The organism is Actinopolyspora mortivallis DSM 44261 (assembly GCF_000384035.1).
GTDB lineage: Bacteria > Actinomycetota > Actinomycetes > Mycobacteriales > Pseudonocardiaceae > Actinopolyspora > Actinopolyspora mortivallis.
Genome location: NZ_KB913024.1, coordinates 448,449 through 462,703, shown reverse-complemented (window position 1 = coordinate 462,703; position 14,255 = coordinate 448,449). Strand labels below are relative to the sequence as shown.

At 69.6% G+C, this 14,255-nt stretch carries 9 protein-coding genes and 1 tRNA gene; 6 read left to right on the top strand and 4 right to left on the bottom strand.

The features are described 5' to 3' along the window. Positions 1-400 precede the first annotated feature (400 nt). Positions 401-4,015, bottom strand: a complete 3,615-nt coding sequence (gene mfd / locus ACTMO_RS0102300; RefSeq protein WP_019853039.1) for a transcription-repair coupling factor — start codon at positions 4,013-4,015, stop codon at positions 401-403. Positions 4,016-4,347: 332 nt separating this feature from the next. On the opposite strand from mfd, the gene ACTMO_RS0102295 reads away from it, so the two are divergent. After that, positions 4,348-4,899 carry a thioesterase family protein gene (locus ACTMO_RS0102295; protein WP_019853038.1) on the top strand — a complete coding sequence of 184 codons (552 nt, stop codon included), beginning with the start codon at positions 4,348-4,350 and terminating at the stop codon, positions 4,897-4,899. Between the two features lie 12 nt (positions 4,900-4,911). Here ACTMO_RS0102295 and ACTMO_RS0102290 read toward each other — a convergent pair whose 3' ends face one another. Beyond that, positions 4,912-5,505 (bottom strand): TetR/AcrR family transcriptional regulator, encoded by a 594-nt coding sequence (locus ACTMO_RS0102290; protein WP_026448785.1) that lies wholly within the window; start codon positions 5,503-5,505, stop codon positions 4,912-4,914. Between the two features lie 260 nt (positions 5,506-5,765). Beyond that, on the bottom strand, positions 5,766-6,734 hold the full coding sequence (locus ACTMO_RS0102285) for an acyl-CoA desaturase (protein ID WP_019853036.1): 969 nt from the start codon (positions 6,732-6,734) through the stop codon (positions 5,766-5,768). A gap of 469 nt (positions 6,735-7,203) precedes the next feature. Between ACTMO_RS0102285 and ACTMO_RS0102280 the strand changes: the two genes are divergently transcribed. From ACTMO_RS0102280 to ACTMO_RS0102265, 4 genes are all read left to right on the top strand, one after another. After that, a tRNA-Gln gene (locus ACTMO_RS0102280) sits at positions 7,204-7,274 on the top strand. A gap of 61 nt (positions 7,275-7,335) precedes the next feature. Next, positions 7,336-9,069 (top strand): GGDEF domain-containing protein, encoded by a 1,734-nt coding sequence (locus tag ACTMO_RS0102275; protein ID WP_019853035.1) that lies wholly within the window; start codon positions 7,336-7,338, stop codon positions 9,067-9,069. Between the two features lie 271 nt (positions 9,070-9,340). Further along, positions 9,341-10,840 (top strand): bifunctional UDP-N-acetylglucosamine diphosphorylase/glucosamine-1-phosphate N-acetyltransferase GlmU, encoded by a 1,500-nt coding sequence (gene glmU, locus ACTMO_RS0102270; RefSeq protein WP_019853034.1) that lies wholly within the window; start codon positions 9,341-9,343, stop codon positions 10,838-10,840. 49 nt (positions 10,841-10,889) lie between these two features. Then, a complete protein-coding gene (locus tag ACTMO_RS0102265; RefSeq protein WP_245556005.1) occupies positions 10,890-11,861 on the top strand; it encodes a ribose-phosphate diphosphokinase in 972 nt (323 codons plus the stop codon). A gap of 73 nt (positions 11,862-11,934) precedes the next feature. On the opposite strand, the gene ACTMO_RS0102260 is transcribed toward ACTMO_RS0102265, so the two are convergent. Further along, positions 11,935-13,209, bottom strand: coding sequence for an Nramp family divalent metal transporter (locus ACTMO_RS0102260; protein WP_026448783.1), 1,275 nt, complete (start codon positions 13,207-13,209; stop codon positions 11,935-11,937). Positions 13,210-13,564: 355 nt separating this feature from the next. On the opposite strand from ACTMO_RS0102260, the gene ACTMO_RS0102255 reads away from it, so the two are divergent. Then, positions 13,565-14,194 (top strand): 50S ribosomal protein L25/general stress protein Ctc, encoded by a 630-nt coding sequence (locus tag ACTMO_RS0102255; protein ID WP_026448782.1) that lies wholly within the window; start codon positions 13,565-13,567, stop codon positions 14,192-14,194. The last annotated feature ends 61 nt before the right edge of the window (positions 14,195-14,255 follow it).

Here is a 14,255-nt window from a genome sequence, read left to right as displayed (position 1 = left end):
GGACGGAACGCTAGGAGACAACGCGATCGTGAACGAAACGATTCACCGAGCATCACCCGATGAGAGCAGTGCGGACGACCGAAGTGTCCTTTCTTCGGCCGTTCGTGTGGTGTGTCCGGGGAAACACGGATGATTCCGGTGGAACCTCGGGAGCTGGTGGACACCCAGGGAACCGACAACCTGGACGAGCTCTCGCGCGGCTGGCTCACACACTCGGGCGTGGATTTCGACGGCAGGCACTACGCCTCGACGCGGCGGGAAACCACGGTGACCGTCTCCGAGGCCGCCCCGCGTGCGGCTCGCGCGGAACCCTCCCGGGACACACTGGAGAAGACCGCCCGGACCGCGTCGCCGCACTCCGGCCGTGAACCCGGTCCGGCTCCGGCCCCGCGCGGGCCCCCTACGCCGGTTCGGGACTGCCCACCAGCGAGGTCACCAGGCCGGAACACCACTCCAGCAGCGCCTCGTCCCGCAGCGGCGGAGCCCCGATGCGACCACCGGCTGCCCCCTCGGTGGGACGGGAAACCGACACGGTCCGCACAGTGGACTTGTACACCGCCTTCGGGTACAGCCGCTTCATCCGGATCTGGGCCGACTCGGGCAGTTCCAGCGGGGCGAAGCGCACCGAGGACCCCTGCAGGGTCACCTCGGTGACCCCGTGCGCCCGGCACACCTGCCGAAAGGCGGTCACCTTCAGCAGCCGTTCCACCGGTTCGGGCAGTGGGCCGTAGCGGTCGGTCAGTTCGCCGCGCACCGCCTCCAGGTCCTTCTCGTCGGCGGAGGCGGCGATCTTGCGGTAGGCCTCCAGCCGCAGGCGCTCGCCCGGCACGTAGTCGTGCGGGATGTGCGCGTCCACCGGCAGGTCCACCCGCACGTCGGTGAGTTCCTCCTCCTCGGAGTCGAGGCCGCCGTCCTCGCGGTAGGCCTGCACGGCCTCCCCCACCAGGCGCATGTACAGGTCGAAACCGACCCCGGCGATGTGCCCGGACTGCTCGGCACCGAGGATGTTGCCCGCGCCACGGATCTCCAGGTCCTTCATCGCCACGGCCATCCCCGCGCCCAGCTCGGAGTTCTGCGCGATGGTGGCCAGCCGGTCGTGGGCCGTGTCGGTCAACGGTTTGTCCGGCGGATACAGGAAGTAGGCGTAGCCCCGCTCCCTGGCACGGCCGACCCTGCCACGCAGCTGGTGCAGCTGGGCCAGCCCGAGGGTGTCCGAGCGGTCCACGATCAGCGTGTTGGCGTTCGAGATGTCCAGGCCGGTCTCCACGATCGTGGTGCACACCAGCACGTCGTACTCGCGTTCCCAGAACCCCTGGATGATCTTTTCCAGCCGGTCCTCGTTCATCTGCCCGTGGGCGGTGACGATCCGCGCCTCCGGAACCAGTTCGCGCAGATGTCGCGCCGTCTTCTCGATGTCGTGCACCCGGTTGTGCACGAAGAAGACCTGCCCGTCGCGCAGCAGCTCCCGCCGCACGGCCGCGGCGACCTGCTTCTCGTCGTAGACCCCCACGTAGGTCAGCACGGGGTGCCGCTCCTCCGGCGGGGTGAGGATCGTGGACATCTCGCGGATCCCGGCCATGCTCATCTCCAGGGTCCGCGGGATGGGCGTGGCCGACATCGTGAGCACGTCGACGTGGGTGCGCAGCTGCTTGATGTGCTCCTTGTGCTCCACACCGAAACGCTGCTCCTCGTCGACCACGACCATGCCCAGGTCCTTGTAGCGCACCCCCGTCTGCAGCAGGCGGTGCGTACCGATGACGATGTCCACCTCCCCGGAGGCGAGCCCGTTGACGGTCTGCTCGGCCTCGTGGGGATCGGTGAACCGGGACAGCCCCCGGATCGTCACCGGGAAGGAGTGCATCCGTTCGGTGAAGGTGTTCAGGTGCTGCTGGGCCAACAGCGTGGTGGGCACCAGCACCGCCACCTGCTTGCCGTCCTGCACGGCCTTGAAGGCGGCGCGGACCGCGATCTCGGTCTTGCCGTAACCGACGTCGCCGCAGATGACCCGGTCCATCGGCACCGAGTTCCGCATGTCGGCCTTGACCTCCTCGATGGCGGCGAGCTGGTCACCGGTCTCGGTGTAGGGGAAGGCGTCCTCCAGCTCGCGCTGCCAGGGGGAGTCGGGGCCGAAGGCGTGGCCGGGGGAGGCCTGCCGGGCGGCGTAGAGCTGGACGAGTTCGGAGGCGATCTCCTTGACCGCCTTGCGAGCCTTGGCCTTGGTGTTCTTCCAGTCGGTGCCGCCGAGCTTGTTCAGCGTGGGAGTCTCCCCGCCGACGTAGCGCGAGACCTCGTCCAGCTGGTCGGTCGGCACGAACAGCCGGTCCCCGGACTGGCCGCGCTTACTGGAGGCGTACTCCAGCACCAGGTACTCACGTGTGGCGCCGCCGACGGTGCGCTGCACCATCTCGACGTACTTGCCGATGCCGTGCTGCTCGTGCACCACGTAGTCCCCGGCCTTCAGCGCCAAGGGGTCGACCGACCTGCGGCGCCGCGAGGGCATCCGGCGCATGTCCCCGGTGGAGGTGCCGCCCCGTCCGCCCGTCAGGTCGGTCTCGGTGAGCAGCACCAGTCCCACGTCCGGGGCGGAGAGGCCGTCCTCCAGGTTCGCCCGCACCACGGTGACCACGCCCGGCTCGGGCTCGGCGGTCAGGCCCTCCTCCACGTACTTGGCGGGCAGTTCCGCCTCACGCAGCTGCTGCACCGCGCGCTGGGCGGTGCCGCCGCCGGGGACCACCAGCAGCGTGACACCGCCCCCGGCGGTGTGGGTCCGCAGGTCCTCGAAGGCGCGCCGCACGTCGCCGCGGTAGCGTTCGCTCTCCCGCAAGCCCAGCCGCAGCACTCCGTGCTCGGCGTCGCCGTCCCCCTCGCCGCTGCTGAACTGGCTCAGCGTCCACCACGGCAGCCCCAGTTCCCGGGTGCGGTCGGCCACCTCGGTCAGTCCCCGGTAGGCCGAGTCCCCGAGGTCGACCGGTGCCGAACCCCCTTCGGCGGCCACCATCCAGGAGGCCTCCAGGAACTCCTCGCCGGTGCGCACCAGGTCGGCGGCCCGGGCCCGGATCTTCTCCGGGTCGCTGAGCAGCACGTGTGTCCCCTCGGGGACCAGCTCGGTCAACAGTCGCATCCTGCCCGCGCACAGCGCGGGGATGAGCGCCTCCATCCCCTCGACGGGTATTCCCGAGGCGAGACTGTTCAGCATCTCCCCCAACTGGGCGTCGCCGGAGTGGTTCGCGGCGAGCTCGGCGGCCCGGGCGCGGACCTCCTCGGTGAGCAGGAGCTCCCGGCAGGGCGGGGCGTCGAGCTCCGCCGAGGACTCGGAACCGGCCGCCTCCCCCAGGGAACGCTGGTCGGTCACCGAGAAGGGGCGGATCTCGGTGACCTCGTCGCCGAAGAACTCCAGCCGCAGCGGGTGCTCCTCGGTCGGGGGGAACACGTCGACGATGCCGCCGCGCACGGCGAACTCGCCGCGTTTCTCGACCATGTCGACCCGGTTGTAGGCGAGCCCGGCCAACCGCTCGACGAGCTCCTCGAAGTCGTGCTCCTCGCCGACCCGCAGCCGCACGGGAACCAGTTCGCCGAGGTCGGGGGCCAACGGCTGGATCAGGCTGCGCACCGTGGTGATCAGCACCCGGACCGGTCCGTGCGGGTGCTGCTCCGGGTGGGCGAGCCTGCGCAGCACCGCCAGGCGCCGTCCGACGGTGTCCGCCCGGGGGGAGAGCTTCTCGTGCGGGAGGGTCTCCCAGGAGGGCATCATCTCGACCCCTTCCGGGCCGAGCAGGGTCGAGACGGCGGCGGCCGCCTCCTCGGCCTCCCTGCCCGTGGCCGTCACCAGCAGCACCGGTCGGTTCTCACCTCCCCAGTACTCCCCGGCGGCGAGGGCCGTGGCCACGAACGGACGGGAGGCCGCGGGCCCTTCCAGCGCGAGCCGGCCGGTGTCGACGGATGAAGCGACACGCCCCAACGCCGGATCACGGGACAGGGTCTCGAGCAGTCCCGCCAGGGGACCAGCCTGGGTCATGAACAACCTCGCACCGCGACGGAGGGAAACGCCGACGTCCCGCGGACAGTGGCCGCGCCGCGAAAACGACCTCGTGTCGCCGGGCGCGCGGAGCCGACTGGCGGGTACCTCCTCCAGAGTACGACTTTGCCCGCCGTCGACTCGCACGCCCCGAACGCGAAGGGGGCGAGCTGCTGGTGCGGAAGGATCGCCGCACGGACCACACAAGGTGGTCCCCACCTCACGGTCGCGTCGTGTGTCGCTGTTCACGGGGGTGGGCAGTTGCCCGCCCTCCGCCACACCCCTACTGTTACCCGCCAGTAACTTATGTGGTTCTCCGAGAGGAGCCGTCGATGAACATGCTGCTGCGTCTGCTGCTGGTCGTGCTCAAAAGCACGTTCCGGCCCCGGGTGGACCCGCTCGGCCCCTGCACCACGAACTTCCGGGTCTCGCCCACCGACCTCGACCTGCTCGGACACATGAACAACGGGGTCTACTTCTCGGTCTTCGACCTGGGCCGGATCGACCTCATGCTGCGTTCGGGCCTGCTGCGTCTGATGCGCTCCCGGGGCTGGCACGCGGTGGTCACCAACGAAACCGGATCCTTCCGCCGCCCGCTGCGCCCCTTCCGCGCGTTCACCCTGCGCACGCGGATTCTCGGTTGGGACGAACAGCACTTCTACCTGGAACACCGGGTCACCAGCGAGGGCAGGTCGACCACCACGGCCGTGATCCAGCTGCGTTTCCTCGCCCGCGACGGGGAGAAGATCACCCCCGAGCGGATAGTGGGGCTGCTGCCCGGCCCCGTACGACGCCCCGAGCTTCCCCCGTGGGTCCTGGAGTGGAGCAAGGCCAGCTACGAGCACCGTGCGGCCGAACCGGCCCCACGGGACTCCGATGGCTGAAGCCGCCGCCGGCTACCGGGTGCGCAGCCTCGGCCGGTGTTCCAGATGGGACAGACCGTTCCAGGCCAGGTTCACCAGGTGGGCGGCGACCTCGTCCTTGTCCGGCCGCCTGGCCTCCAACCACCACTGTCCGGTGAGCGCGACCATCCCCACCAGCGCCTGGCTGTACAGCGGGGCCAGCTCCGTGTCGTAGCCGCGCGAACCGAACTGCAACCCGAAGATGTGCTCGACCTGGCTGGCTATGTCGTTCAGCAGGCCGGAGAAGGTGCCGGTGGCGCTGGCCACGGGCGAGTCCCGCACCAGGATCCGGAAACCGTCGGTGGAGGTGTCGATGTAGTCCAGCAGCGCCCGCGCGGCCTGCTCCAGCAGTTCCCGGGGGTGACCGGCGGAGAGGGCCGAGACGACCGAGTCCAGCAGGGTCTGCATCTCGCGGTCGACCACCACCGCGTAAATGCCCTCCTTGCCGCCGAAGTGTTCGTAGACCACCGGTTTGGACACCTCGGCGCGGTGGGCGATCTCCTCGATCGAGGCCCCGTCGAAACCCTTCTCGGCGAACAGCGCCCGGGCCACCTCCAACAGCTGCCCGCGCCGTTCCTTGCCGCTCATCCGGACCCGGGCGGCGCCCCGGGCACCGACCTCACCCCGGGGGGCGTTGTCCCTGCCCCGGTCACCTCGGCGTGCCACCACGAGCCACCACCCTATCGTCGCCGGGGCGCCCCCTCCGCGAGCCCGCGCACGCGCCCCGTTACGCCCGCCCCTTCCCGGGCCCCCAATCCCCGGGAAGGGGCCGGGCCAGTGGGCCCGGCCCTGGGGCGTCCGACGCCCCCGGCCGGCCCGCCCGGGGGGCCGGAACCGGTCGGAGCCGGTCAGTGCCCCTGCTCGGTCGCCGAGATCCTGCTGAGCCGCTTCTCACTGGGCCAACGCACCTTCCAGGCCCAGCCCAGTTTCTCCAGCATCCAGATCGTCCGGGCCGAGATGTCCAGCTGCCCCTTGAGCACCCCGTGTCGGGCGCAGGTCGGGTCCGCGTGGTGGGAGTTGTGCCAGGACTCGCCGAAGGACACGATCGCCAGGGGCCAGAAGTTGGCCGCCCGGTCCCGGCTCTTGAACGGGCGCTCACCGATCATGTGGCAGATCGAGTTCACCGACCAGGTGACGTGGTGCAGCACGGAGACCCGGACCAGCCCGGCCCAGAAGAACGCGGTGAGCGCTCCCCACCAGGACCAGGTGATCAGCCCGCCCAGCAGCGCGGGCACCAGGAAACTGGCCAGCGTCCACACCGGGAAGAGCCTGTTGACGCGGGAGAGCACCCGGTCCTTGAGCAGGTCGGGGGCGAAGCGGTCGGCGTTGGTCATGTCCCGCTGGAACAGCCAACCCATGTGGGCGTACCAGAATCCCTTGGCCAGGGCCGCCGCCGAGCTTCCGAAACGCCAGGGCGAGTGCGGGTCGCCCTCTCGGTCCGAGTAGGCGTGGTGCCTGCGGTGGTCGGCCACCCAGTTGATCACCGGCCCCTGCACGGCGCTCATACCGGAGACGGCCAGCAGCACCTGCACGGTCCGGTTGGTCTTGAACGACCTGTGGGTGAACAGACGGTGGAAGCCGACGGTGACCCCCAGTCCGCTGACCACGTAGAAGAAGACGGCCAGCGAGACGTCCACCGGTCCCAGTCCCCACCCCCAGGCGGCGGGAACGGCGGCTACCAACGCGATCAACGGAACTATGACGAACACGTAGACCAGGGCCTGAGCGAGGTGGGGACGGCGTCCCGCCGTCAGGGCTTTGGGGGCCTGGCGGCGGGGCCGCTCCTCAGCGGCCGCGCTCTCGGTCGGTGCGGTCATTTGGTTACCTCTACTGACTTCTGAGAAGGGGGTTTTCGTAGTGGCTGTTCGAAAGCGGTCCACTCACCGCCTGGCATCCCGGTACGCCCGCCTGCCGGTCCGGACCGACCGGAATGCCCCTTTCAGCCTACGGCAGCGTAACCTACGGCGGCGTAGGTTTCCCGCGTTCCTTCGTCGTACCCAACCCTGGCAGCACCGACACCTCACGGCCAGTCGATCGGCGAACCGTACGGGAACCCGCCGTGGCCCACCGGCCACGCGAGGAAACCACTGGTGAGAGGACCTCTCACCACACTCGGACACCACAGGCTCCATCCGGATGTCGACGCCGAGAGGGGGCATGACATCATGACCTCGGACGCGACAGCGAGCGGCCGGACGTCGCCAGCACGCCGCGTGGTCGGTAAGCTGCGAAGTCGAGACCGCACCCCGTGGTGTGGTGCGGACAGTGCGATGTCGTGTCGTGCGATCCGCCGTAGTGTAAAGGCAGCACCTCGGATTTTGGTTCCGATAGTCCAGGTTCGAATCCTGGCGGCGGAGCGACCGACACCCCAGTTGACAACACGCGCCGACCGGACGGGTCGGCTCCGACAGGGGGTGTGTGCCGCTGCGCGACGACGTGGTTGACGCGCGGGAGGGAGCGGCTACTTCGCTCGGCGAGGTCTCCGACGCGTGGGTGATGGGACGCGCCCGCGAGTTGCAGGTCGTCGGTCAACACAGCGATCTCCAGGGACGACGGGCCGCCCTCCGCGAGGCCGACGAACTGTTGAGCGAGGCCCGGCGTCGGGGGAACCCCAGGATGGTCGGGCAGCTGCTGTGCTGCGGTTCGATGCTGCGGCTGTGCGCCCCGGGAATGGCCGAGCAGGCCGTTCCGCTGCTCGACGAGCTGCTCACCCACACCCGCCGACACCGGCTCGACGTGCTGCGCGCCGACGCCCACGCCCTGCGGGGACGACTGGCCCTGATCGACGGCAACGAGGACAACGCGCTCAACCAGGCGGCCGAGGCGCTGGTCATCCTCGACGACGACCTCGTCCCGGACGCGACCCTCGGCCGGCGCTCCTGGGAACGCCTGCTGGCCACCGCGCTGATCGACATCGGTCGGGTCCTCACCCAGCTCGGGATCTACGACATGGCCGACGAGGTCATGGCCCGCGCCCACCACCGCATCCGGGAAAGCGGCGGCCCGTACGAGATCGCCACGCACCTGATCAACCGCTGCCGGATGCTGCTCGGCTGGGGACTGCGGCTGGAACGGATCGGCAAGCAGGACGAGGCGCACGCGCGTTTCGGCACCGCCTCCCAGATCGCGCTCTCCATGGACGGCCGCTCCCAGGAGTCACTGTTCCCCCGCATCCCGGGTATGCAGGACGCCGACCGGCTTCCCGTGCTCGCGGCCGCCTCCGCCCTGGCACATCCGGACGCCGAACACGTCGCGCGCCTCGCGGAGATCTCGGAGGCCGAGCAGGACATGCCCACACGCGAGCGGATCGTGCTCGCCATCGCGCTGTCCCGCTGCCACCGCGCGGCGGGTGCCGCGGACAGGTCCACCGAGGTGCTGCTCGAAGCCAGGGACGCGATCGCCGAGGACGTCTCCGAACCGGGGCTGCGTATCTCGCTGGTGCGCGAGTACGCCCTGCACTCCGAGCTGTCTCCGGAGGAGGCCGCCCCCGCACTGCGGGAGTACTCCCGGGAGCTGGAGACGGAGCTGTGGAACATGCGGGCCTCCCGCAGCATCACACTGAAGGCCCGGTTGGACCGTCAACGGTTGAACCGGCAGCACCACGCGATCACGCGCCAGGCCATGCACGACCCGCTCACCGGGCTGCCCAACCGCAGAGCGCTGGACGCGAAGCTGGAGAGCCTGCTGCAGGAACCCGAGGCCCAGCCGCTCTCGGTCGCCCTGGTGGACCTGGACGGGTTCAAGGAGGTCAACGACCAGCGTTCCCACGCCGAGGGCGACGAGGTGCTGCGGGTGATCGCCCGCACGCTCAGCGACACCCTGCGGGCCGACGACCTGGTCTCCCGCTACGGCGGTGACGAGTTCGTGGTGCTGCTGCCCGGGGTTCCGTTGCAGGCCTCGGAGAGCGCGTTGGAGCGCACCGTGCACGCCGTGGCCGAACTGCCCGCCTCCCTGTCCCGGGGGGTGACGCTGTCCATCGGTGTGGTGGCGATGCAGCCCCACGAGGACGCCAGCGAGGTGCTGGCGCGGGCGGACATGGCCATGTACCGCGCCAAGCGGCTCGGGGGGAACCGGGTGGTCGCGGTCTCCACGGACTCCACCCAGGAGATCTCCTCCGAACAGCCCCTGTGGATCCCGCCGGAGGCGACCTGAGTCCCGTCGGGGACGAACAGGGCCGATGTTCTGCGGGCACACGCCGCACACGAGGGGTAACATGTCTCGCGCAGGCGCACCGGGACGTTCGTACGAGCCGGGGCAGCGGTCCGCTACGGCGTCCGGACGGTTACCCTTCACCCGATTGGACGTCACAGGCGCATCGTTCCTCCCGTGACCGCACGGGTCGGTTTCCGTGGAATCCGGCACCGCCTACGGACGGGTACGGTGTGTCGACGTCGAAACCGCTGGACTCCGAGGGAGAGCATCGATGCTCGAGGGCGTCACTGCCCAGCCGCCTTCGGACGGCATGTCCTCCGACCCGGTGAGTGTGCTCGTGCTGGCCGCGGGCGAAGGCACTCGCATGAAATCCGCGACCCCGAAGGTGCTGCACCGGATCGCGGGCAGACCACTGCTCGAACACGCGGTTCGCGCCGCGGCGGGTGTCGCACCCGACGAGTTGAGCGTGGTGATCGGGCACGGCGGACAGGCCGTCGGTGAACATCTCACACGACTGCGATCCGAACTCGACCGCGAGATCACCCCCGTGGTGCAGCACGAACAGCTCGGCACCGGGCACGCGGTCCGGTGCGCGACGGAACAGCGGAGACCGCGGGGGACCGTGCTGGTCACCTACGGGGACATTCCGCTGCTGGACGCCGAGACCCTGGAGAACCTGCTTCGCGAGCACCGCCGCCGCGGGGACGCGGTCACCGTGCTCACCGCCGTGGTCGAGGATCCGCACGGCTACGGGAGGATCCTGCGCGACCACGAGGGCGAGGTCACCGCCATCGTGGAGCAGAAGGACGCCACCCCGGAACAGGCCGCCCTCTCCGAAATCAACTCCGGGGTCTACGCCTTCGACGCGGAGTTCCTCACCGAGGCGTTGGGGCTACTGTCCACGGACAACTCCCAGGGTGAGCTGTATCTCACGGACGTGATCGGAATCGCCCGGAAGCGCGGTCGCGGCACCGGGGCGCTGGTGTGCGCGGACAACTGGCTCGTCGAGGGGGTCAACGACCGGGTGCAGCTGGCCTCCGTGGCCGCGGAGTACAACCGCAGGCTGCTGCGGCACTGGATGCGCGAGGGTGTCACCGTGACCGATCCCTCCAGCGTGTGGCTGGACAGCGGAGTCACCCTCGGCCGGGACGTGGTGCTCGAACCGAACGTCCAGCTGCGCGGGGACACCAGCGTCGCCGAAGGGGCTCAGGTGGGCCCGGACACCACGCTGACCGACTGCGCGGTGGCCACCGGTGCCCGGGTGGTACGCACCCACGGGGAGAGCGCCGAGGTGGCTCCTCACGCCTCCGTGGGACCGTTCGCCTATCTTCGTTCCGGCACCCGAGTGGGTGCCGAGGGCAAGGTGGGCACTTTCGTCGAGGCGAAGAACGCCGAGATCGGAGCGGGAAGTAAGGTCCCACACCTGAGCTACGTCGGGGACGCCACGATCGGGGAGCACAGCAACATCGGGGCCGCCACGGTCTTCGTCAACTACGACGGGGTGGCCAAGCACCACACGGTGATCGGTTCCCACGCGCGGACCGGTGCCGACAACATGTTCGTGGCTCCCGTGCGGGTCGAGGACGGTGCCTACACCGCGGCCGGATCGGTCATCACCGAGGACGTTCCCCCCGGTGCGATGGCGGTGGCCCGAGGGAGGCAACGCAACATCGAGGGCTGGGTCGCCGAGAAGCGTCCCGGCACCGCCGCCGACGAGGCCGCCCGGCGTGCGCTGGCCGACCGTGACCAGTCCGCCGAAACCGACGAGTGACAGCCGAGTCTTGCAGCGTCAACGGGAGGGGACGATGACCGTGAGTGCCATGTCTGCGACACCGAAGAAGAGTCTCAAGCTTTTCTCGGGACGCAGCCACCCGGAACTGGCCGAGGAGGTCGCCAAGTACCTGGACGTCAACGTCACGCCGCAGGCCGCCTACGAGTTCGCCAACGGCGAGATCTTCGTCCGCTACGACGAGTCGGTGCGCGGCTGTGACGCCTTCGTGATCCAGTCGCACAGCGACCCGATCAACGAGGCGGTGATGGAGCAGCTGGTCATGGTGGACGCCCTGAAGCGGGGCAGCGCCAAGCGCATCACCGTGGTCATGCCGTTCTACGCCTACGCGCGCCAGGACAAGAAGCACAAGGGACGCGAGCCCATCTCGGCCCGGCTGATGGCCGACCTGTTCAAGACGGCCGGTGCCGACCGCATCCTCACCGTCGACCTGCACACCGACCAGATCCAGGGCTTCTTCGACGGCCCGGTCGACCACCTGCTCGCCCAGACCGTGCTGTCCGACTACATCAAGGAGGCCTACTCCGAGGAGCCGATCACGGTCGTCTCCCCGGACTCCGGCCGGGTCCGGGTCGCCGAGAAGTGGGCGGACAACCTCGGCGGCACCCCGCTCGCCTTCATCCACAAGACGCGCGACCCCAGCAAGCCCAACGAGGTCGTGGCCAACCGCGTGGTCGGTGACGTGGAGAACCGACTGTGCGTACTGGTGGACGACATGATCGACACCGGCGGCACCATCGTCAAGGCCACCGAGCAACTCCTGCAGGCGGGCGCCAAGGACGTGATCATCGCCGCGACGCACGGTGTGCTGTCCGGACCGGCCGTGGAGCGGCTGTCCAACAGCGGCGCCAAGCAGGTGGTGCTGACCAACACGCTGCCCATCCCGGAGGAGAAGCGTTTCGAGAAGCTCACCGTGCTCTCGATCGCGCCGCTGATCGCCAAGGCGGTGCACCAGGTGTTCGAGGACGGTTCGGTGACCGGCCTGTTCAACGGCCAGGCGTGACGCTGCGAGTACGTCCCGGCCGGGGGGCGGTTCCACGCGGAACCGCCCCCGAGGGCGGCACCGCACGGGCCTTCTAGGTCAGGTAGCCGAGCAGTTTGTGCGCGGCCAGCACCGCGAACAGCACCAGGCACAGGCTCAGCACCACGTTGGACACCCAGCCGGAACGGTACGCCTCGGGCATGCGCCGCGAGTTCAGCAGGAACAGCAGCGTTCCCGCCAAAAACGGCATGAACAGCGCCCCGAGCACCCCGTAGAGGATCGTCAGCTGGAACGGCCGGTCGAAGAACAACAGACTCATCGGCGGCACCGTCAGCCACAGCACGTACCCCCGGTAGGCGGCGCTGCGCAGCAGACCGTTCCCGTGCTCCCCGCCGGAGGTCGTGGACGGCTCCGTCCGCCACGTGCGCCACCAGTCGGCGAACATCAGGCTCACCCCGTTCCACACCCCCAGCAACGAGGTGAAGGTGACGGCGAGGAAACCGATCAGGAACGGCAGCCGCGCCCACTGCCCGTACTCGGCGGCCAGCCGTCCGCCCAGTTCGAGCAGACCGCGGTCGTCGTCGGTGATCCCCTGCCCGAGCAGCAGCTCCGAACCGACGATCAACATGGCCACCACGAACACGCCCGTGGTGAGGTAGCCGACCGCGTTGTCGGTGCGCATGAAGGGGATCCAGCCGGGGCCGCGCCACCCCTTCGCCAGGGTCCAGTAACCGTAGGCGGCCATGGTGATGGTTCCGCCCACTCCACCTATCAGGCCGAGCACGTAGATCAGGGAGCCGTCTGGCAGCCGCGGCACCGCCCCTCCGGCCAGGGCGGTCAGGTCGGGGGCCACCAGCACGGCCGTGCCCACCACGGTGACGAACATGACCCCGACGAGCACGGTCATGAGGCGTTCCAGCGCCCGGTAGCGACCGAACCACACCAGGGCCAGGCCGACCACCCCGCAGAACATCCCCCAGTAGCGCACGGAGATGCCGGGGAACAGCGCGTTCAGCGGCAGACCGGTGGCGGACATGGCCGTCGCCCCGTAGACGAACCCCCAGACCACGACGTAACCGCCGAAGAACCACATCGTCCAGCGCCCGAGGGAACGCCATCCGGCCATCATCGTCCGTTTCGAGCCGAGATGCCACCGACCCACGGCCTCCCCCAGCCCGAGTTTGAAGACCGTGCCGAGCACGATCGCCCAGAACAGGGTGTAGCCGAAGCGGGAGCCGGCCACCAGCGTGGCGACCAGATCCCCGGCCCCCACTCCGGTGGCGGCGGCCATGATTCCGGGCCCGACTCGTCGTAACCGGCTGCCCCATCCCGTGTTCGCGGGATCTCTCTCCGTGGTCTCCGCACTCATGCCGGTAACGTAATATCCACCGAACGGGTGGGGAAGGCATTCGGCCGCGCACGGCGCGCGTGTCGGGACGCGGCGCGTGCCTCCGGGGCCGCCCCTGAGGGTGGAAATCCTCCGGGAGGCCGCCCAACCAGGGCCGAAGAGGGGAACCTACAATGGCATGGTTGCCTCGGCGAGGCCGGGTCACTCCCGGCGTTATCGGCGTGGCGGCTGGTGGTCACCGGCGACAGGCCGGTGCATCGACCCCGGTTCGGACTCCGGTGTGCGCTCGACGCCCCGTTCCAGCAGACCAGTCGCGCGTCGCGCCGCCGCAGGCCAGCGACTGACACACTCAGCCGAAGCCAAGGAGTACGTAACCGTGGCCGATATACGCCTCGCAGTGGAACAGCGCACCGAGTTCGGCAAGGGTGCCGCGCGCCGGACCCGGCGCGCCGGCAGGGTCCCCGCCGTCCTGCACGGACAGGGCATCGAGCCGAAGTACCTGACCCTGCCCACGGTGGAGTTCGCCAGGGTGATCAGGGAGAACGGCCGCAACGCGGTGCTGACCCTCGACATCGCGGGTGACAAGAACGAGCTCGCGCTGTGCAAGGAGATCACCACCCACCCGACCAAGAACTACATCGAGCACGTGGACATGATGCCGGTCAAGCGCGGCGGGAAGGTCTCCGTCAGCGTGCCGGTGGTGGTCACCGGCAACGCCGCGCCGGGAACCCTGGTCTCGCAGGACGCCAACGAGATCCAGATCGAGGCCGAGACCATGCACATCCCGGAGCACCTGGAGATCTCGGTCCAGGACGCCGAGGCGGGAACCCAGTTCCACGCCCCGGACGTGCCGCTGCCCTCCGGTGCCACCCTGCAGAGTGGTGAGGACGTCCTGGTGGCCAACGTCTCCGAATCCCCCACGGAGGCCGACATGGAGTCCGAGATCGACACCAGCGGCGCGGGTGTCGTCGAGGAGGCCTCCGAGAACGAGACCGCCAACGAGTGACCACCGGAGGAACCGGAAGAAGTCGTGCCGGGTGGCCGTGTGGTAGACGCACGGCCCCCGG